17 protein-coding genes and 1 pseudogene are annotated in these 22,612 nt (G+C 36.9%); 16 read left to right on the plus strand and 2 right to left on the minus strand.

Annotated elements, in window-relative coordinates:
* Positions 1-293: 293 nt before the first annotated feature.
* Positions 294-950, minus strand: coding sequence for an NAD(P)H-binding protein (locus VEIT17_RS00570; protein WP_178884162.1), 657 nt, complete (start codon positions 948-950; stop codon positions 294-296).
* Positions 951-1,486: 536 nt separating this feature from the next.
* On the opposite strand from VEIT17_RS00570, the gene VEIT17_RS00575 reads away from it, so the two are divergent.
* The 15 genes and pseudogenes from VEIT17_RS00575 to VEIT17_RS00645 all read left to right on the plus strand — a co-directional run bounded on the left by VEIT17_RS00575 (position 1,487) and on the right by VEIT17_RS00645 (position 20,493).
* Positions 1,487-4,042, plus strand: a complete 2,556-nt coding sequence (locus VEIT17_RS00575; protein WP_178884164.1) for a type I restriction-modification system subunit M — start codon at positions 1,487-1,489, stop codon at positions 4,040-4,042.
* A complete protein-coding gene (locus tag VEIT17_RS00580; protein ID WP_178884166.1) occupies positions 4,039-5,283 on the plus strand; it encodes a restriction endonuclease subunit S in 1,245 nt (414 codons plus the stop codon). Before VEIT17_RS00575 ends, VEIT17_RS00580 begins: the two co-directional genes overlap by 4 nt.
* 21 nt (positions 5,284-5,304) lie before the next feature.
* On the plus strand, positions 5,305-8,415 hold the full coding sequence (locus VEIT17_RS00585) for a type I restriction endonuclease subunit R (protein WP_178884168.1): 3,111 nt from the start codon (positions 5,305-5,307) through the stop codon (positions 8,413-8,415).
* A 251-nt stretch (positions 8,416-8,666) separates the two neighbouring features.
* On the plus strand, positions 8,667-8,912 hold the full coding sequence (locus tag VEIT17_RS00590; RefSeq protein WP_009351852.1) for a type II toxin-antitoxin system prevent-host-death family antitoxin: 246 nt from the start codon (positions 8,667-8,669) through the stop codon (positions 8,910-8,912).
* 2 nt (positions 8,913-8,914) lie between these two features.
* Complete coding sequence (locus VEIT17_RS00595; protein WP_178884169.1) at positions 8,915-9,235, plus strand: type II toxin-antitoxin system RelE/ParE family toxin; 321 nt, start codon at positions 8,915-8,917, stop codon at positions 9,233-9,235.
* A gap of 140 nt (positions 9,236-9,375) precedes the next feature.
* Positions 9,376-10,977, plus strand: coding sequence for an energy-coupling factor ABC transporter ATP-binding protein (locus VEIT17_RS00600; RefSeq protein ID WP_178884171.1), 1,602 nt, complete (start codon positions 9,376-9,378; stop codon positions 10,975-10,977).
* Positions 10,970-11,782: an energy-coupling factor ABC transporter ATP-binding protein gene (locus VEIT17_RS00605; RefSeq protein WP_178884192.1), complete on the plus strand. Its 813-nt coding sequence runs from the start codon at positions 10,970-10,972 to the stop codon at positions 11,780-11,782. Before VEIT17_RS00600 ends, VEIT17_RS00605 begins: the two co-directional genes overlap by 8 nt.
* Positions 11,783-11,791: 9 nt before the next feature.
* Entirely contained in the window at positions 11,792-12,460 is a 669-nt protein-coding gene (locus VEIT17_RS00610; RefSeq protein ID WP_178884194.1) for an energy-coupling factor transporter transmembrane component T family protein, read from the plus strand.
* A gap of 393 nt (positions 12,461-12,853) precedes the next feature.
* A complete protein-coding gene (locus VEIT17_RS00615) occupies positions 12,854-13,354 on the plus strand; it encodes a GNAT family N-acetyltransferase (protein ID WP_178885973.1) in 501 nt (166 codons plus the stop codon).
* A gap of 84 nt (positions 13,355-13,438) precedes the next feature.
* Positions 13,439-14,302, plus strand: a complete 864-nt coding sequence (gene hisJ, locus VEIT17_RS00620) for a histidinol-phosphatase HisJ (RefSeq protein WP_178884196.1) — start codon at positions 13,439-13,441, stop codon at positions 14,300-14,302.
* A 139-nt stretch (positions 14,303-14,441) separates the two neighbouring features.
* A pseudogene (locus tag VEIT17_RS00625) lies at positions 14,442-14,717 on the plus strand (HisA/HisF-related TIM barrel protein); the annotation flags it as partial.
* A 246-nt stretch (positions 14,718-14,963) separates the two neighbouring features.
* A complete protein-coding gene (locus tag VEIT17_RS00630; RefSeq protein ID WP_178884198.1) occupies positions 14,964-16,796 on the plus strand; it encodes a carbon starvation CstA family protein in 1,833 nt (610 codons plus the stop codon).
* A gap of 165 nt (positions 16,797-16,961) precedes the next feature.
* Positions 16,962-18,233 carry a hypothetical protein gene (locus tag VEIT17_RS00635; RefSeq protein WP_178884200.1) on the plus strand — a complete coding sequence of 424 codons (1,272 nt, stop codon included), beginning with the start codon at positions 16,962-16,964 and terminating at the stop codon, positions 18,231-18,233.
* A gap of 132 nt (positions 18,234-18,365) precedes the next feature.
* Positions 18,366-19,982: an AsmA family protein gene (locus VEIT17_RS00640; protein ID WP_178884202.1), complete on the plus strand. Its 1,617-nt coding sequence runs from the start codon at positions 18,366-18,368 to the stop codon at positions 19,980-19,982.
* Positions 19,983-20,097: 115 nt separating this feature from the next.
* Positions 20,098-20,493: a hypothetical protein gene (locus VEIT17_RS00645; protein WP_178884204.1), complete on the plus strand. Its 396-nt coding sequence runs from the start codon at positions 20,098-20,100 to the stop codon at positions 20,491-20,493.
* Between the two features lie 144 nt (positions 20,494-20,637).
* Here VEIT17_RS00645 and VEIT17_RS00650 read toward each other — a convergent pair whose 3' ends face one another.
* Complete coding sequence (locus tag VEIT17_RS00650; protein WP_178884206.1) at positions 20,638-21,384, minus strand: stalk domain-containing protein; 747 nt, start codon at positions 21,382-21,384, stop codon at positions 20,638-20,640.
* Positions 21,385-21,861: 477 nt separating this feature from the next.
* Here VEIT17_RS00650 and VEIT17_RS00655 point away from each other — a divergent pair, with 477 nt between their 5' ends.
* A complete protein-coding gene (locus tag VEIT17_RS00655) occupies positions 21,862-22,206 on the plus strand; it encodes a hypothetical protein (protein ID WP_178884210.1) in 345 nt (114 codons plus the stop codon).
* The last annotated feature ends 406 nt before the right edge of the window (positions 22,207-22,612 follow it).

Here is a 22,612-nt window from a genome sequence, read left to right on the forward strand (position 1 = left end):
AAGTGGGACTAAAAATGGATATCGTTAATTTTTATACACAAAAATTACGGTGATTTATACAATAAAGTGTATATAAATGTAATCGATAACCGCATAGGCGTTTACTTTCACATATCTATTAGTATAACTTAATCATTTATTAGTATAGCGTAAATACAGAACTTTATCTATATAAATAACTATAAAATATGGGTATAAGAAAAGGTATACCCCAAATCTGTGTTATATGAGTAAAAATGTACTCTCTGGATTTTGGATATACCTTATTATTTAAGAATTCATATAGTTATATATTAGTGAAAGCTTGGTTTCTCGTAGTGTGTGCCTGGCTCGCCAATACCAATGCTTGTACGATGGAATGGAGTTTCATCATCTACATGCAAGATGTCGAAGATGGCTTTTACTACAGCTTCTCGTGTAACTTGGGCATCGTTAAATTGAACGCCTTCAGGGATGAGCTCGTAATTTGTATTTTCTGGATCATTGTAGAGCCATGTGAGGCGTAAAATTGTGTAGTTTAAATTGGATTCGCGCAACACATTGCGTGCTTGGCGTTCGCCTTGTACATAGCTAATCGGTAAGTTGTCGAAGGTCCATTTTTCAAGTGCTGCTGGGAATTCACCAGAGAGACCAGCCATGGAAAGGCCGATAACACGGCGTACATTTTTGCGGCTCAATGCTTTCACGATGGATGCCATATCACTGCCAGACTCCATAGCGCCTACAAATACGATCTCTGCATTTGTTACAGCTTGCTCTAATTTTGCAGGATTTTGGAAGGAGCCCTCGATGACAGTAACTCGTTCATGCTCTAAAATTTCTGGATGTAAACGAGTACTCAATTGGCGACCATATAATGTAAGGTGCATATCTGTATATGTTAATAATGTAGCAGTCAACTTTTGTGCAATTTGGCCAGCGGCCCCTAAAATAGTAATATATTTGTACATATAGACCTCCTATGTCCTAGGCATAAGTATTTATATGCATTATATCACAACTATATGACGAGAAAGTGAGAATAGAAATTTAATTATGATAGTAAAAGTTAGTTTTCTCAGCTGTAAAATAAAAATATATGTGGTATAATACAAAATAAGAAGAGCCAATTAACGTTCTGGAATGCGTTAGGCTCATCTCCTGGAAAATTGGAAAATGAGAAATGGCCTAATGTCCCGTTTGGGGTGTTAGGTCATTCTTATATTACAATGGGGGCGAATATATCTAAGATGTGTTATGATGGAAAATATAAATTTGCCTTTTGGGGGAATGCTTATAAGAGCTATTTACACATGGGTCCATATAAGGTAATATTTAACTACATAGAAAAACCATTTTTGGTTTCAAGCGGCAGCATCGTTAATTCGGTGTTGCTTTATTTTTTGTCCATATATAAGGCCCTTTCAGGGTGCTTTTTCGTATTTAAAACAATACTTGTCTATGATGATATAATACAAATAATAAATAGAATTAATTGAGGTGGCATATGGATAAACAGCAATTAGCAAATAAAATTTGGGAATCGGCCAATAAATTGCGCTCTAAAATTGAGGCAAATGAGTATAAAGATTATATATTAGGATTCATGTTTTACAAGTTTTTGTCTCAAAAAGAGGAGGAGTTATTAAGTACACAGTATCAAATAGCAAAAACGGAATATAAATCTGTTTTAGTAGAATCAAATGTAGAATTATGTGATGCTATTCGAGATGATTTGTACTATTTTATACCATATAATCATTTGTTTTCTACATGGATTCAGGATGGAAACCAGCTTGATGTAGGTAGAGTACAAGATGCGTTAAATTCTTTTGAACGTTTATTGAATGATCAATATAACCGAATATACAAAGGTATTTTTGACACATTGCAATTAGGTTTAACTAAGTTAGGTGATAACTCTGGGGCCCAATCTAAAGCTATTCAACAATTAATTTCGTTAATTGATGAAATACCAATGGATGGTTCCCAGGATTATGATGTGTTGGGATTTGTATATGAATATTTGATTTCGAATTTTGCTGCCAATGCAGGTAAAAAAGCGGGTGAATTTTATACTCCTCATGAAGTCTCTGTTTTGATGTCAGAAGTTGTAGCACATCATTTGCAAGGTCAAAATGAAATTTCAATTTATGACCCAACAAGTGGATCAGGGTCACTGTTGATAAATATTGGTAAAAGTATTGAGAAATATAGAAAAGACAAGAATAGTATTAAATACTATGCTCAAGAGCTAAAAGAAGCGACGTATAATTTGACGCGAATGAACCTTATTATGCGCAATATTCAACCGTCTAATATCATGGTTAGAAACGCGGATACATTAGAAGATGATTGGCCTTATTTTGATGAAGCAGACCCTCAACAAACGTATAATCCGTTATATCTAGATGCTGTCGTATCTAATCCTCCATATTCTCAACACTGGGACCCAAAAGGAAAAGAAAATGATCCTAGATACAGTCGATTTGGGCTAGCGCCTGCTACAAAAGCGGACTATGCTTTTTTACTTCATGATTTATATCATTTACGACCCAATGGTATTATGACAATCGTATTGCCACATGGTGTATTGTTCCGTGGGGATAGTGAAGGACAGATTCGTAAAGCTCTTATTGATAATAATCATATTGATGCTATTATTGGGTTGCCAGCGAATATTTTCTTTGGTACAAGTATCCCTACAATCATTATGGTATTACGTCAGAAGAGAGAGAATCAGGATGTACTTGTTATTGATGCTTCAGAATATTTTGTGAAAGCCAATAAGAATAATAAGTTACAGGCGTCAGATATTCGTCGTATCGTAGATGCTTATTGTAAAAGAGATACGATTCCTGGATATTGTACAGTCGTATCTCGCGATGAGATTATAAGTAATGATTACAATTTAAATATTCCACGCTATGTAGATACATCTAAGAATGATGAAATATATGATATATATGGTATTGTTCATGGCGGTATTCCATATGGTGAGATAGAAAGATTATCTCCGTATTGGAATGTATTTGAAGGACTTGATAAAGAAATCTTCAAACAAGGCCAAGATGGATACTATTCATTGGTAGAGGGAGATATTGCCAAGATTGTGCATGATTATCCTACTGTAAATGTATATACAGACTCTTTAGTTTCAAAGATTGATCATTATATAGAACATGTTGCTAAGGCTGTTATTAATGAGTTTAAAGATGGAATGGATGAAACTGTTTGGCACTCATTGTCAGAAGAGTTATTTGAACAATTTTCTAATATACCATTAATCGATACCTATGATATCTATCAAATTATGAGTGATAATTGGTCTAAAATTACATTAGATATCGATAAAATGGGACATAATGGTAAAGCCTTGGTTGCTTCTGTAGAACCAAATATGGTAATGAAAAAGAAAAATAATAAACAAGTAGAGGTTCAAGACGGGTGGAAAGGGGCTATTGTTCCTTTTGGATTAGTGCAAGAATTATATTTGCAGAATGAACTTTCAAATCTAACACATATAGAGAATGAACTTGAAGCGATTAAAGAGCGAATCGCTGAACTTGCTGAAGCTGTACCGATGGATTATCAAGATATGGAATTCTTGAATGATGATAGAACTGGGTTTGTGAAGACACCATTGAATGCAGCTGTTAAGGTTTATAAGGATGAACCCGAATTATATCCATTATTAAAGGCTGTTAAAGATTTATATGCTAAAGAAACAAAACTAAAAAAACGTCAGAAAGAAGCTGTAGCTGAGTTAGCAGATGCTACAAAATATCGTATAGAAAATCTTACTGATAAACAAATAGATGAATTGTTATATCAACATTGGATTTTACCAGCAATAAATGAACTAAAAGCGTATTCAAAAAAGATTATTAATGATTTTGTTCAGTCTTTACGTGATGTAGCAAATAAATATGGAACTTCATTACAATCTATAGATAATGACATTAGAGTAGTAGAGCAAGAGTTGATTACATCATTACGTGAGTTAGAAGCTAATGACGATATGGGGATATCCGCCTTATTAGAATTGTTAGGAGCAAAATGATGAATGCCAATAAAAAAACTCCCAAGTTACGATTTAAAGGCTTTACTGATGATTGGGAACAGCGTAAGTTATCGGAATTAACCACTATGAATGCCCGAATTGGTTGGCAAAATTTACGAACTAGTGAATTTTTGGATAGTGGTGATTATTTACTAATTACAGGGACAGACTTTGATAATGGTCGTATTAAATATAGTACTTGTCATTATGTAGAAAAAAAGAGATTTGATCAGGATACAAAAATACAATTAAGTACTGGTAGTATTCTCATTACAAAAGACGGTACTTTAGGTAAGGTAGCATTAGTAGAAGAGTTACCAAAGCCTGCAACTCTTAATGCTGGCGTTTTTAATGTACGCGTTAAAGATGATACTTTGTTGTCGTACAAATATTTATATCACTATCTTAAAGCGCCTTTTCTAATGAAATATGTTACTGCAAATGCAACTGGTGGTACTATCAAGCATTTAAATCAAAGCATATTAGTTGATTTTCCTATCCCAATTGCGGAAAAGCATGAGCAAGATAAAATTGCTAAATTACTTGATTCGTTAGAATTGATTATTACCCTTCATCAGCGTAAGATTGAGAAATTGAAGTTAAATAAGAGTGCACTTTTACAAAAAATGTTTCCTCAAAATAGATGTGCAGTTCCAGAAGTTCGGTTTAAGGGCTTTGCTGAAGATTGGGAACAGCGCAAGTTATCAGATGTATTAGTTGAACGTAATGAACAAGAAGTAGAAACAAGGGAATATCCATTAATGTCATTTGTTCAAGGTCTTGGTGTAGTTCCAAAAGGTGAAAGGTATGATAGAAGTTTTTTGGTGTTAGATCAATCGAAAAAATATAAAAGAACTGAATTAGGCGATTTTATATATAGCTCTAATAATTTGGAGACAGGATCCATAGGAATAAATAAAACTGGCAAAGCAGTTATATCACCTGTTTATAGTATTTTTCAAGGTGTATCTATTGGTGATAGTCAATTTATTGGAATAATGTCATTATTACCAAAATTTATTGCTAAGATGATTCGATTTAGACAAGGTGTTGTATATGGGCAATGGAGAATTCATGAAACAGATTTTCTTGATATATCTGTATTGATACCATCAGTTGATGAACGTACTAAAATAACACAATTAATTCTTAGTATCGAAGAAATTATTATCCTTCATCAGCGTAAGTTGGATCGTCTTATGTCAATAAAGAAAGCTTTACTTCAACAGTTATTTGTGTAGATTTAATAGATTAGGTGAATTATGATTTTTACAAAAGAAGCTGATTTTGAATTAGCCCTTATTCAGCAATTATCTAATCATGGATGGGAAACAGAGTGTATTGAATATCCAACAGAAGAGGCGCTTGTAAAGAATTGGGCAGATATTATTTATAAAAATAACTGTTCTCCTGACAAGCTGGACAAATATCCGTTGACTGATAGCGAGATGAATCAAATCTTAATGCAACTTAAGATGTTGAAAAGCCCTGCCATGATAAATGATTGGATAAATGGTAAAGTTGTTACTATTAAACGTGATAATCAAGCTGATATGATGCATTTGGGGAAAAATGTATCACTTAAGATTTTTGATCGTAACGAAATCGCTTCTGGCCAAAGTGTTTATCAAATAGCACGTCAACCTCAATTTAAAGGACTTAATGATGTTTCTAGAGATAGACGTGGAGATATCATGTTGCTAATTAATGGAATGCCTGTTATTCATATTGAATTGAAACGTTCAGGCGTTCCGGTTGATTTTGCAATTAATCAAATCGATTTATATAATCGTCGTGGCTTGTTCTCTGGATTATTTGCTTTAATACAAATTTTTGTGGCTATGACACCAGAAGAAACGGTATATTTTGCTAATCCTGGAAATGGAGAACCTTTAAAGTCAGAATTTCAATTTCATTGGGCCGATGTAAACAATGAAATTATAGGGGATTGGGCTCAAATTGCCGGAACGTTGTTAGCAATTCCTTTAGCGCATGAATTGTTAGGGTTTTATACAATTCCAGATAGCTCTGACGGTGTCCTCAAAGTGATGCGTAGCTATCAGTATTATGCAGCAAGTCGTATTGCCGATATAGTTAGTAAAGCTGATTGGGGATATACCAGTCCTCTAGGTGGGTATATTTGGCATACAACAGGATCTGGTAAAACTATGACATCGTTTAAAACGGCGCAGATTATTGCGAGTGTAGGCGATGCTGATAAAATCGTATTTCTTGTGGACCGTGTTGAATTAGGAACACAGTCTTTGCAGGCATATCAAGGGTTTGCCGACTCTGCCACATCCGTAGAAGGTACAGAAAGTGGTACTGTATTACTGAAAAAACTAGATAGCATTGAACCAAAGGATATGATTATTGTTTCCTCTATTCAAAAGATGAATCAATTATCTAAAGATGATACACGCGACGATATGTTGAACCGTGTTAAGGGAAAGCGATTGGTCTTTATTTTTGATGAATGTCATCGCAATACTTTTGGCGATATGTTGAGAGCAATTAAGGAAACCTTCCCTCATGCTTTATTATTTGGTTTTACAGGTACGCCAATTTTTAAAGATAATGCAAAGAAAACATTAGCCACTGCCGATTTATTTGGTGATGAATTACATCGCTATTGTATTTCTGATGGTATTCGAGATAAAAATGTTTTAGGTTTTGATATTACATCTGTACCGACATATAGTGATGAAGATTTACGTAATGCTGTTGCATTACGTGAGGTTGGTGCTAATACCGTTAGTGATGTTATGGAATCTCCCGAAAAAAGAGAAGCCTATTACCATTTTATAAATAATGTACCTATGGTTCGAGATTATGAACGTGGATATACAAGAGGTATTGAGGATTATATAGAAAATGGGCATTATGATAATGATGACCATCGTAGAGCTGTAATTGAAGATATTTACAATAAATGGTTGGTACAAAGTTATAAAGGATTATTCCATGGTATTTTAGCAACCCATAGTATATCTGAAGCGATTTCTTATTATCGATTGTTTAGACGCAGTGTACCTAATCTAAAAGTAGTGGCCTTATTTGACCCTACTGTAGATGGTGAAATGGATCCTACAACCGCTGTTATCAAAGATGAAGCATTGGAAGAAATCTTAGAGGACTATAATACATATTTTAATCAAAAATTTACTGTATCAAGTTATACTTCATTTAAGCGTGATGTTTGTGCTAGACTTGCGCATAAGCTGCAATATCGTTCTAATGATGTAGAAATTGATACAGATAAATACATTGATGTTGTAATTGTCGTTAAACAATTACTGACAGGTTTTGATTCAAAATATGTAAATACGCTATATGTTGATAAAATTATGGCTTATGAAGAGATAGTACAAGCTTTCTCTAGAACAAACCGTTTATATGGTCCAGAGAAACCATTTGGTAGCATTAGATATTATCGTAAGATACATACTATGTCTCGTAACATTCAAGATGCTTTTAGGTTATATTCTGGATCGGTACCTGAAGGGTTATATGCAGATAAAAAAGATCAGAATATTCGCAAAATGAATGTTATAGTAGAGGATATTTCAGATTTGTTTATATCAGAAGGTATAGAATACTATTCAAAATTACCGGATAATATAGCGAGTCGACATAAATTTGGTCGCTTATTCTATCAATTGCGTATCTTAATGGAAGCCATTCGTCTGCAGATGTTTACGTGGCAAAAGAATATTGATGAGAAACTAGGACTAAATTTAGATGAGGAAACGTATAACACATTAGCAGTTCGATATGGTGAATTATATAGCTCTAGTACACCTGATGGTAAAGCTAATCCAGTGATTCCTTTTGATATAACTGCCAAAGCTCATAAGCAAGAGTCTATTCGGATTGATGCTGATTATATGAATAAAAATTTTGAGAAGTATATCAGAGCATATAATATTGATGACTTTGATAAGACATTAATTGATCAATTAAGAATGATGCTTCATAAAAGTTTTGCGCAATTATCGCAAGATGAACAACGTGCTGCCAGACAAATTTTGGTTGATATAGAACATAAGCGATTAGTTATTGATGAAAATAAGACTTTGACTGATTATATTAATGAATATATGAATGTCGACTGGAATGCAAAGATACAGTATTGTATTTACTTGTTGGGGGTAGACGAAGCTAAGCTGAGGGCTTTGTTAAATGCTCATGTTAATGAAACTAATATTGATGAATATGGACGCTTTAATGACTTGATTTCTACTGTAGATATTGAGCGAGCTAAACAAAATTTAGGAATTGTTGAGCAACCCCATTGGAAATGTATAATTAAAATTAAAAATATACTTAGAGAGTTTGTTATTTATAATAAGCTTGATGGGTATAAATCGTAAATTTGCTTTACAGTATACTATAAAAATAGCAGGATTATTCTCCTGCTATTTTTTGTTATGCTCTAAACTTTCACAATACTCATATAAATATGACGGGAAAGTGAGAATAAAAAAGTATCATATATCTTGATAGTGATTTTGAGTGGTGCTGTAAAATTTGATGTTGAATTTACCTGATAATTTAACTACAATAGTGATAAGGTATTTAAAAGATGAGTGTTATATCACTAAAGTATTGTGGAGGTGATTGGATGCCGAATATAAAACCTATTTCAGATTTACGTAACTATTCTGAAGTTTTACGAGATGTTACTATAGATAGTCCAGTATTCTTAACTAAAAATGGTAGAGGCCGATATGCCATTATGGATATCCAAGATTATGAACGTGTAATGGCTACAATAAAACTTATGGGCGCTTTAGAGAGCGGTCGTAAGTCTGGTGAAGAACAAGGATGGATTTCATCAGAGCAACTAAAGAGTGAATTGGGGATTTAATTATGAATAATCAAATTAGCTATGCACCAAAAGCACGAGAAGATTTGCTAGAAATAAAATCTTTTATAGAAGAAGAATCAGGTGATATTGAGTTAGCTAAGAAAACCATTTCGGATATAGTGACTACAAATGAATCGTTGTGTATATTTCCAGAAATGGGACAGCGATTATTGATTAATCTAGGGAGTAAAATTGAATACAGATATTTACTTTGTCATAATTATTTAAGTTTTTACCGTTACTTAGATCGGACTATCTATATTGATAGAATATTAAACAGTAGACGTGATTATCTTAGAATATTATTAGATGAAGTACATTAGTTCTTATAAGCACTATCGTTAATCGATGGTGCTTTTTTATGGGCTTTACTTAAAGTCCTTTAATAAAGTCCCGTCTTTCATAAATCCTCGAAGAGTGATACAATATAGATTATATATTCATTTTTAGAAAAGAGGCTATTATGGAACGGATTCAAGATCTTGTGTACACGCATGTGCAGGGTGGCCAGTTTAGATGGGTCACTGTCAGCACATTGATGCTCGCATTGGGCACGATATTGCATTTGGTGAGCCCTAGTGTGGCTGGGGTAACACCGAACTGGACAATTGCTACGTACTGCGTAGCTATTTTATTGACACGTCCTAGTTTAAGTCAAACATTGGGGATTGGCCTTGTAGCGGCCCTCATCAATGTTTTGACATCTAAGTCAGCATTCCCTTACGGCAACTTGTTGTCTGAACCAGGCGGTGCTTTGACCGCAGCTCTCGTGACGCGCGCTATGTTGTCCGTGAAGTTCCGTAAAATTGATGGTTTTGATTTGACGCCAATCCTATCTGGCTTCTTAGCGACTGTTGTATCTGGCGGTATCTTCGTTACTATTTTGTGGAAAGTATTGGACCTACCAGACAATGTATATATGTATGGTATGTGGCCGATGGTTCTTATCGTAGGCGCTTTGAACGGTGCCATTACGCCAATCTTGTACATTCCGGCACAACGTCTATTCTCCAAACGCGGAATGTTGCCAAGTACAGATCAATTGACATCTGACCATAGTCATATGACGATTTTGCCTGAGCGCCAAGCGAAGATTTCCATTGAACACGTAAATTACTACCATCCTAAGGCGACTACACCATCTCTTGAAAACATCAATCTTGATGTATATGATGGTGACTTCCTCGTTGTGACTGGTCCTGCCGGTTGTGGTAAAAGTACCCTTTGTATGGCTATGGTAGGGGCTGTGCCTAAATTCTACGGCGGCCGTCTTGAAGGCATGGTTTTCGTAGATGGCAAAGCGACTACGCAAATGGAAATTCCTGAATTGGCTAATCACATCGGTGTAGTTCTCGCTGATTACGACACTCAACTCGTAACGATGACAGTTCGTGAAGAAGTGGCCTTTGCTATGGAAAATCGCGGTTATGACCGTGAAACCATCAAAGCTCGTTCTGAAGAGGTATTTGCACAAGTAGGTCTTATCGGCTTAGAAGATCGCAAAATCACTAGTCTATCCGGTGGTCAACGCCAACGTTTGGCCATCGCTTCCGTATTGGCTACGAACCCAACTGTTCTAGTTCTTGATGAACCAACAAGCTCCCTCGACCCAGATGGGACTGCCGAATTATATCGCCTCGTAGGTGATTTGAACAAGAAACACGGTATTACCGTTGTCGTTATCGACCATGACTTACACGCTGTATTGCCGTATGCAAACCGCATGGCTCTCATGGTGGATGGCTCTATTGCGTGTGATGACGATGTACCAACTACGCTTCGTTACATGTACGAACACAATATTCACGTTGATGCATTGCCATCCGTGTTCACTACGTATATGGAACTTGAACAAGCGGGCTTCCACAGCGATGAGCCTTGGCTCAGCATCGAGTCTGCTATCAAGGGCTTGCACCAAATTGAAATGGCTCATGCTATTCAAACGGAGGTGCATGGTGAAAGCAACTCTAACAATAACCAAACCAATACTACTGTAGTAAAAGATAGAAAACCGATTCAACGCGTTGATGATGTACAAGGAAAGGACGGTGGCGCTCATGCTTAAGGTTGAAAACATCCGCTTTGGCTATGTGCCATCTGTAGACATTTTCCGTGATGTGACTTTCACCATCGAAGGGGGCGAATATATTGCCATCGGTGGCCGCAATGGTTGTGGTAAAACGACTATCACTCGTTTGCTCGTAGGTCTTGAAAAGGCGAGCGACGGTCGCATGTACTATAACGGCACGGATATTACGTCTATGCCGCCATCTAAACGGGGTCAATTTATTGGTTATGTATTCCAACAACCAGATCGCCAAATGTTCAGACCAACAGTAGCTACAGAGGTTGCCTTCGGCCCTGAATCACTAGGCCGCAGTAAATCCGAAGTGAAACGCATCGTTGATGAAGTGTTGGAACGTACAGGTATCGCTCACTTACGTGAAGCCTATCCTCCAACATTGCGCCGCGGCGAAAAGCAACGCGTTGCTATCGCTTCTGCACTAGCAATGCAATCTAAAATCCTCATCCTCGACGAACCAACAAGTGGTCAAGATGGTAAGGAAACCAAAGAGTTGTTAGCACTATTGCGTCAACTTAATCAAGAAGGCATTACGATCCTTCTTATTACACATGATATGGAAATCATGGCTAGCGAATGTAGCCGTGCACTCATCATGGGTAACCAAACCGTTGCCTTTGATGGCAGTCCAGAGGAATTATTCAAGAAGTCTACGGACGAATTGCAAGACCTAGGCCTTACAAAACCGCCAAGTGTGGAACTTTCACTAGCGGTACCATCCCTCGGTTATTGCAAATCCATGGATGAATTGAAATCTAAGTTAGTGGCTCAGTTGGGCGGAAAATAGGAGGGACATATGGAACGTTTAGTACCGTTAACAAAAATCTTGATGACCCTCGCTGTATCCGTGTGGGCCATTCTATTGCGCGACTGGGCATCTCTATTGGCCTTAGTCGTTGTAGAACTTGTCGTGTTATTTGTAGCTGGTTTATTGATTAAACAACGTAAGGCTGTAGCGGCATTGACTAGTTTTGCTGTATTCCTTGGTGTTATCCAATTCCTCGGTAGCGGCGATGTAACATCTGCCATCGTATCCGGCTTGCGTATGCTCGCTATGACGCTTGTGTTTATCTGCCTGTTGGCAACTACAAAACTGCAAGACCTTACAGCTGCGCTCGTAACACAATGCAAAATTCCTTACGAATATGCATTTATGTTCACGGCTGCACTTCGTTTTGTACCTGACTTCATTGCTGAAAGTCATGCTGTACAAGAGGCGCAAGCTTGCCGTGGTTTATCCTTAGAAGGCAACTTCATTAAACGCATGAAATCTTACGCATCCGTTATCCAACCATTGCTCTTAAAATCCTTGGGCCGCTCCGAAACAATGGCGTTGTCCCTAGAACTACGCGGCTTTGGTGGACCTACACATAGCTTTGCTGCATCCGTAGGCTTGAAAACTGTGGACTATGCTGTGATTGGTGCATTGATTGTTATTACAGTACTACTATTTGTAATTGTGTAATAGATAGAACTAGACAAATTCATAGAATAAGGTATACTATAATTAGCTTAAAGAGTATGAGGTATCTTAATTGGTACACGTAAAAAGACCCCCTAGGAATGGCGAAATACCTAGGGGGCTTTTTATTTATCTTTTCACGGAGATAAACCGACGCTCAATCACCAGTTTAAATACCAGTCGAGCAATTTATAAATGAGGTAGCTAACCACATTTATCGTAACTGGTATAATAAAGAGTATGAGGAATTTTCTCATTGGTACACCTCCTTCCTGTACCTGTTTCCCCAGGATGGAGTTGGTGACATCTTGATTATAGCAAAACTTCAATTTCATAAATAGCGATATACAAGGTACTGGCTATAAATTTATAGGAATGACGAAAAGTTAGGAGTATATTACCGTGCTTACTATACGACCAATTACAAAGGATGATATACCATCTTGTTTAGATATTTATAATTACGAGGTTGTGAACGGTGTAGCAACGCTTGATCTTGAGCCGCGTACGTTGCCAGAGTGGCAGGAGTGGTATGAGGCGCATCAAACGCAGGAACACTGCATTTTTGCAGGCCTTATAGATGATGTAGTTGTAGGCTATGCATCGCTTTCACCGTATAGAACAAAGGATGCTTTCAAAAGCACCGTGGAATTATCTATTTACATTCATCAAGATTATAGAGGTAAGGGCGTGGCATCTAAATTGATGGCCCATATATTAGAACATGCCAAAGAAACGGAAACATTACATACGGTGGTGTCTGTTATTACGGCAGGAAATGTGGCAAGTACTGCGCTACATGAGCGTTTTGGATTTACCTACTGTGGACTAACACCACAAGTTGGTTTCAAACATGGTAAATATCAGGATACCGAAACATACGCATTATTGGTATAATAAAACATAGATATTAAATTACAGACTAAATGTATAGATGATAGATAAGGGTTCACCACGGGTTAGGGTGAATAGGGTGATTGAATGAACATGAAAGATGAACGGCAGTTCGTTGGATACAGTAAGTATCGCAGCCGTCTCGTAGATGGTCATGTACATACAGAGTTGTGTCCACATGGTAGTGGGGACCGGACTGCAATGATGATCGAAAAGGCTATTGAGTTGCGTATTGAAAAGGTATGCCTTACAGAGCATGCGCCATTGCCAAAGGCTTTTGCTGTTGAATACGGCGGTGACCAAAAGGCTTATGACACAGCGTCTTTGAAATTGAACCAAGTAGATTCCTATCTAGAATTAGGCCGTCAATTGCAACGTGCTTATGGCACGCATATCGATATCTCCCTCGGCTTTGAAGTGGATTACATTCCAGGCTTTGAGACAGATATTCAAGAGTTCCTCGACCGTTATGGTCCGTTGACGGATGACAATATTTTGTCTGTTCACTTTATGGAAGGCGTGAATAATGCCTTTTATTGCTTAGACTATAGCCCTGAAGAATTTGAAAAGGGCTTTGGTCCGTGGATTGAAAAGCAATATGAGTTATATTACAAATATTACTCCACCGTGCGCCAAGCCGTGCGTGCTGACCTTGGCGAATATACGCCAAAACGAATTGGTCACTTTGATTTGATCAAGAAATACCAACACCACTTTGGCTTTGAGCATCACTTGGATCGCCGCAATGCGCAGGTGGTAAGCGATATTTTACATATCATGCGCGTACAAGGTCGTGAACTAGACTACAATATGAGTGGCTTCTTTAAGCCAGACTGCCGTGAAATGTACCCAAGCCGCTTTATTCAAGGTATGGCTGCTATCATTGGGGTGCCATTTGTACTAGGCTCTGATGCACATAGCATAGCTGATATAGAAAAAATTTGGGGCTAGATTGATGAGAAAGTTTTTTCTTGGGATTATTATTCTGATTACTCTAATAACAGCTTTTATAGCTTTTATGTTTTATCATGAACAATCATCAGGTGAGCTAGTTGGTCGCAGTGTATCTTTAGAATGAGCAAAAGAAGCGGTAGGCCATGGTGCAGGTGAGTTATTGGTAACGAGTATCGATAGACATGGCACGGGGCTTGGCTTTGATATTGAATTATATCAAGCTTTAGCAGAGGTTGTGGATGTACCTGTAACAGCCTTTGGTGGTGCTGGAAATATACAGCATTTTGTGGATTTATTTACAAAGATAAATGTGACTGGAGCTCTTGTAGGGGTGTTGTTACATAACAAAGTTTTAACTATAAAAGATATTAAAAAGGCCCTTTATAAATCAGGAGTCGTAGTAAGACAATAGATAATTACTATCAAAATAAAACGATAAAAGCATTCTCTAAGTAACGGAGAATGCTTTTTTGTTATGTCTTTAACTCATAATGTGCATTCAAAATGAGAAATTGATAATTGACACTTCTATGTTTAGATATACAATATTATTGTAAGTACTAAAAGTTTTGAGAGCCAATGTGGCATGGATGTGCAAAAGATTTATCAGTTTTTTTTATATAACACCATGTCACACAAGACAATTGGAGGTGTTTATATGGTTATGAATGGTATTTACTTAGTTATAGCCTCCGCGTGTATTCTAATTTTAGCGTACCGCTTTTATGGGGCTTTCATAGCGGCGAAAGTATTAACATTGGATGAAAATCGTCCAACGCCAGCTATGGTCCACAATGATGGTCACGATTACGTGCCAACTAACAAATGGGTAACATTTGGTCATCACTTTGCAGCGATTGCTGGTGCAGGCCCTCTTGTAGGTCCTGTTATCGCAGCCCAGTTCGGGTATTTGCCTGGTGCATTATGGATCCTTATCGGTTCTGTATTAGCCGGCGCTGTACATGACATGGTTATCTTGTTCGCATCCGTTCGCTATGATGGTAAATCTATTGCGGATATTGCACGTGAAGAAATCAGTAAATTTGCTGGTTTTGGTGCTATGCTTGCTACATTGTTCCTATTGATCATCACCCTTGCTGGTATGGCCGTAGTAGTAGCTAACGCATTGCATAACTCCCCATGGGGTTTCTTCTCCGTATTTGCTACCATTCCAATCGCTATTTTCATTGGTATTTATTTGAAATGGTTGCGTCCTGGTAAAATTCAAGAAGCAACTATTATCGGTGTAGCGTTGATTTTCGCAGCTATTATCTACGGTCCAAACGTAGCAGCTAGCGAATATGCTTCTTGGTTTACATATGACTTGCAAACCATCGAAATCATGCTTGCCGTGTATGGTTTCTTTGCAGCAGCATTGCCAGTATGGTTATTGCTTGCTCCTCGTGACTACTTGTCCACATACCTTAAAATCGGTACAATCGGCGCATTGGCTCTTGGCATTATCATCGTAATGCCTGAAATTCAAATGCCAGCTGTAACTCCTTACATCTGGGGTGGCGGTCCTGTATTGAAAGGGTCTGTATTCCCTTATATCTTCATTACTATCGCATGTGGTGCGTTATCTGGTTTCCATACTGTTATCGCAACAGGTACAACACCTAAAATGCTTACTAATGAAAAAGAAATTTTACCTATCGGTTATGGTGCAATGTTAACAGAAGGCTTCATCGCTATGATGGCGTTGATCGCCGCAACTGCGTTGCATCCAGATGATTACTTTGCAATCAACTCCACTGTTGAATCCTTCAAAGCATTAGGCCTTCAAGTTCATGAATTGCCAGCTTTGTCTGCGATGGTTGGCGAAGATTTGATGCACCGTCCTGGTGGCGCCGTATCCCTTGCAGTAGGTATGGCTCATATCTTCTCTAGATTGCCTAACATGGATCACTTGATGGGGTACTGGTATCACTTCTGTATCATGTTCGAAGCATTGTTCATCATGACTTTGATCGATGCTGGTACTCGTGTAGGTCGTTACTTACTTCAAGAATTATTAGGTCATTTCCATCCTAAATTCAACGACCAACATTGGGCTCCTGGCGTTTATGGTTGTGCAGCTTTAATTTGTATTTTGTGGGGCTACCTAGTTCTACAAGGTAACATCGGTATTATCTGGCCTTTATTCGGCGTATCTAACCAATTACTAGGTACCATGACATTGGCTGTAGGTACTACAGTTATCATGCGACTTGGCCGCAAACGTTATGCATGGGTAACAGGTATTCCTTGTATCCTCATGGCTATCGTTGCTATCGCTGCCGACTTTGAAAACGTATTTAACAGCTATGTCCCAGCTGGTAAATGGGTTCTAGTGGCATTCAGTGCTGCTATGTTCCTCATGATTCTTATCGTATTAGTAGAAGCTGTACGCAGCTGGATTCGCTTGTCCAATATTCCTCAAGACTATCGCACTCAAGAAGAAATTGAAGCTGAAAGCCTTGTAAAATACGGTAAACAAGTAAAAGCATAATATTTGTTTTTATAACGCATAAAGTGCACTCACCTTTGTGAGTGCACTTTTAGTTTATAAATTTGCTGCTTTTTTTATAAAATAGTAAAATATACATATAAATATATGTGATATTCATTTATGGTTATTTGTATGTGTGTAATAGAGAAAGTATTGGAGCGTATTATGAATATTAGAATGGCTATAATGGCAGCAATTATTGGTTCTACTACAGTTTTTACTGTACATGGTGCAGATGTATCGATTCCAGGGGCAAACCCTAAAATGCCTGCAGTGGTGTATGCTGATAATATCGTAGATCAGGCTAAGGTAGAGAAGACAGTAAAACAACTCGAATCTGCGTTAGATAAAAAGTTTGCCTCAGAGCTATCTGTAGATGACAAAAATAGAGTAAAAAGAAATATCTTAAATAAAGGTGCTCTAGATTATAAAGCACATAATTATAACTCCTCCATTTATGTATTATCTGGAGAAAATCGTTCCATTCAGTTTAGCTTGCCTACCACATCTAATAGGAGTTTGGTGGCGAATAGAGGTGAAGGATTTACAAAATATGCTATGTCTAATCTAGGTATGATTGGTATTGAGGTTGAGCCAGTAAAGAATACAGGCATTTGGGCTGAATCTGGTAAAAGTTATGATGAACTTACCGTAGAGGATATGAAGGCTGCTTTCTCAAAACACAATCCAGGTTCTAGTAATGCTTTTATTGATGGTGGAAAGTTTACGTATCCAGGTATTGAAAATGGTACGTGGGATGTAGCAACTTCACAGGGTCGTGCTGGAAAAAATACAATTAGTACGATTAATTTTACACTTAAAAATAAGCCAAATTATATGTACCATATTGGTATTGTGAATTCTGATAAAAATGCTAACTATAAGCGTGATTTAGGCTTATTAGCAAATTATACAATACCTTCAATTATGGAAAAGCCTATGATTACTATACCTACTACAGTAGAAACTCTTGGTGATTTTACATATCATAAAATTAATGGTACAGTTCTAAAACAAGATATGGTTAAAGACAGTGGCTCTATTCGTGTGTACGAAACAGAGGGTTTAGCACATCTGTTATTGGTTGACCCCATTAAAAAGGGCATCTCTAGAAATGAGGTTTTATCAATGGCATTAGTAAATCATGTCTTTCCTAAACAGGATGAAAAAGTTGGAAAAGTAAATGTTTATACTGTATGGCATAACAATACACCAGGTATACTATTGGATGTTCAGTATCCTTCTCGAAAGGCTATGGAAATATCTTATATTACACGAAATGACAAGAATTTATTTATTCAAACTATTATTGCTAATCAGCATAAGAAAGATATTAGTCGAGACGATATAATTAACTTGCTTATTGATGTGAAAATGAATGGTGAAACATTAGACTCTACCAGCGTGATTTCTCCTTTGCCAGAATATGATTTCTAATAATATTAAAACAAATATATTAATAAAAACACGAGGTAATCGTCTCGTGTTTTCTTTTTTGTAATGCTTTATAGCACTATTATTAACAGGTGCTAGGTAAAACTTACATCCTCAACATGATATAATAGTTCTATGAAACATTACGTGCATTCTTATTGGACAAAATATAAACAATTGTATAAGAAAGGCTTAAAAGGTATTGCTGCTTTTCTTGCCATTGGGGCGATTATAGTCTTTGTGCTCGCTACGATAGCGAGCCGTGGGATGGGCGTTATTTTTAACGAGGTAATGGCTCGTCAAACGATGATGAGAGGGACTGTAACGGTAGAGAGTTTAACTGCAACACCGTGGGGGACATTATCCTTTACTGACTTGGTATGGAAGGATCCAGAAGGCCGAGAGTTGCTCACAGTTCCAGATGGAAAGATTCGCGTTAATATGTGGGACGTAATAACACGGAATTTTAAGGCTTCTGCTATAAACGGAATCGAGCTAAATGATGCGACCATTGTAGTCGATTTAGACGATAACAACCGCCTTGACTTTGTGCCTGCTTCACCTGATGTAAACAAGCCACTCAATGAGGTAGAGCCGCGACCTAAACCTCCTAAAAAGACGACTCAAGAGCGGCAGGAGGAACTGGGCAAGAAGGTTCGTAACTTTAATTGGGACGGTCAACATTTAAATCTTACGATTACATTGAGAAATAACCAGCTGGAAATCTTTCAGAAAAATCGTCACTATGTAATGAGGAACGTGAATTCTAAAATACATCTTGATAGTAACCGTGCTATTCGTATTGATATGGAAACGGGTAAGTTCGGTGGCACAGCCATTGGTGATGGTCTTACACTGAAAGGTCGTGTTGATCTAAAGGATGTATTAAAGCATCGCATGCCTCAGTTAGACTTGCAGTTTGATGTAAAGGGTGTGGACCCATCATCACTCGGTTTTGGCGATAATATCCACGATGCAATGACCTTGCTGACAAAGGTAACAGGTGATTTTAATCGTCCATTGGCTAAAGGGCGTGTAACGATGCCTGTTTTACGAATTCCTGCGCTTACCTTTGAAAATGTCGTAGGCGATGTAACGTACCAAGACGGCATTTTGAACTTTGAAAATGTAAATGCCAATGTATACGGCGGAAAGCTAGAGGCAAAGGGCATATATAACTTAGATACTCGGGCTTATACGATTACAGGGATAGCAAAGGATTTAGATAGTAGTGAGGCTCTCAAAACACCTGAATTTGTTGTACCTGTGTCGGCTAATTTGAACTTTAGAAGCGAGGGCCAGCCTCGTGACATGGAGGTATGGGGGAATTTCTGGTCTGGAGAAGGCCACTATATGCTTATTCCTATTAAAAATATTACTGGGAATTTTCACAATAAAGGGCGGCATTTGTCCTTTAGTGATGTGAAGGTGAATACGAATATTACGACCATTTCCACAGATGCGCTTCGCATCGATAATGGTCAGCTTACCATGGGGCCACTAAATATTACGTCCCACGGGGGCAGTAATTTTATCATCTATGATGAAGAATCATTTGATGAGCTAGATGAGAATATGGACAGAATTAAAGAGGGTATGAAGCAAGCTAGTGAAAATAGTAAACGTGCCTCGGAATCGGCAAAAGGTCTTAAAGACGTCAAGATTCCTGACGATGTAAAAGGATCTATTAAAGCTTTGAAACGACAAATGGATTCTGTAAAAGATAGCGTTGAAAGCGTCAAAATTAATTGATAAATGAAATATAAATGATGTTAACTCTCTTTCATTGTGCGTTTAGTTGGCTGGTTTATAATAAACTTCCGTTATCATGATTTTGATAAATACTTTTGTGTTTTTGGAGGTTTTTATGAAAGTATCAAAACAATTCTCTATCGTTTTGGCTGCATCTGTACTTGCATTTGGTGTAGCTACATTGGCACCACAACACGCAGACGCTTCTTATGGTTATAAATATACTGATTCCCAACGCCCACCAGTATCCACTCCAACAGGTTATGTTAATCCAGCCATGGGCTCTACTGTAACAGTTACAGATCCTGCACCTGCTACAAATAAATTGACTGCTCCTAAAGCTAGTACTACAACTGTTAGCACTAATGCGAATAATACTGCACCTAAATACTCTGATTTCAATGATATTGCGGCATACTCTGTAGCAGTGGCTGATTATTTCATGGCTAAAATTATGGCTATATTTGGCAATGGTAACACAGCTCTTAACCGTTATGGTTTTGGTAAATAATATAGTCATCAAATATAGTGTAACTAATTTCGAATAACTATATAAGTTATATACAAATAAAAAAGGTCCCCTTGAGGGACCTTTTTCTTTGCCTAGATTACGTTACAGCTTTAATAGGTTTGTGGAAAAATCTATTAAGTTCGCTTATCGATCTAATCCGTTAGCACGTTGGTATTCAGATACATCTGTAGATGTTGTTTGTTCATCTGTTGTGACAGTATCTTTGGCTAAGGATTTTTTGATTTTGATAAGTGGTTTTTCTGTTGCTTTTGGATCTTCTTTTTTCTTCACATCCTCTTGAGCTGGTGGTAAGAATGTATTGAGTTCATTCTTATGAGATACCTCTGTGTTTGTAGTGGATGCCAATTGTGCCCGTTGAGGGGCGATGAAGATTTCATCCTTTGTAATTTTCACGTCGTTCAATAATAATTTGAACACTTGAGGTTTTACAAAGATTGTGCCGTCTACTTTGCGAGCTGCAGGCAAGAAGGTTTCGGATGTATCAAGGTTGATAATCTTTAATTTGCCATGGCGTACTACTTCAGCAGAGTCTGGTTGGATTGCTAGTGTAGCGATGTTCATGTCTACTAATGCTGTCTTAGTAGGTTCATCCCAAGCTACTTTATAGCCCAATGCTTCAGACACTTGGCGTAATGCTACGAGCGGTTGACCATCTACATAGATTACATTTTGCTGACCATTAATAGGCTCTACAACCTTACCATCTACATTGATATGATGGGCAGTTGTAACAGATGCTGGCTTTTCAAGATTCATAGCTGGACCTGGATTCTCCATGCCGATAGCTGCTTGTGCAGGCTGTGCAACGCCAAATGTGAAAGCTAGTGCACCTACAGCGATACTAGATAAAATAAGCTGTTTTAATTTCATAAGGGACCTCCATAAGGCGTTATATTTCTCTGAATGTATTAACGTTACCAAATATATATGAAAATTTTATTATAAACTTAAATTTTATGCAATTTATATAAGCATATGTCTATATCTGGTATAAATTTTATATCTCAACCTATAACTAATAGTGTTAATATAATAGTAGATAATGATTTTTCTCATGGTGAAAAACATCCACTGCTACATAAACATATATGGATTAATAATGAATACGTCATTAAAGAGTCGGATTTAGATGTTTTTTTAACAATTCCCTGTTTAGAGGGGCATACAATAAGCGATATTTTTGCTAATGAGTTATATGATGAAAAATCTTTGTACATTTTTTAATCCTTTAGGAAAAGCAGATCCTTTGGCGGGGAAATAAAGCAATATCCCGTTGACTCTCAAAAGAAGCTTAGTAAGGAATATAGATGATAGAATTAAATATGATTTGAAAAAGGATATAGACAAATGACGCTTCAGGATTTAATTATAATATCAGGAATAATATTTTTTATATATAAATTAATTACTCATGAAGGGAAGCTCACTTTAGCTAGAATTGTCGCAATGTTAGGTATGGCTATATGGATTGGATTAGGTTTACTTCATGAAGTAGTTTCGATATTTGTATTATTTTTTTGGTCTTCAGTTGTTATGGGGATTTCATTGATTGGAATGTATTATATACCTAGTAGTGAGCATTATGATGTGGATAAAACTAAAAAACATCAAAAACTTTTTAAAGGTGCTTTATACTCTTGGTTATTTCTAGTAGCTTTATACATATTTTTATACGTTTTAACCTATTATTAGATATCTTGAACCTATATATGTTAAAGATAGAATTAAATATAATTTGAAAAAGGATGTAGATAAGTAATGTATCAAGATCTGATTATAATATTTGGTATTATATTTTTCATATACAAACTTATTACGCATAAAGGTAAGCTTAGTTTAGCTCGAATTATCTATACTTTTAGCTTAGTACTCGGATTTGGAATATTTTTCATACGTAATTTAATATCTCCATTCACTATGTTGTTGTGGTGGATATTTTGTATGGGGATTTCTTTAGTTGGAATGTACTTTATGATTAAGAATAATGAGTTTGAAAGTGATAAAGTAGAGATGCATCAGTCTAATTTTAAAGTAGGCGTATATGCTTGGTTATTTCTGGTAGCTTTATACATATTTTTATACGTTTTAACCTATTATT

The organism is Veillonella nakazawae, from assembly GCF_013393365.1.
Lineage (GTDB): Bacteria > Bacillota > Negativicutes > Veillonellales > Veillonellaceae > Veillonella > Veillonella nakazawae.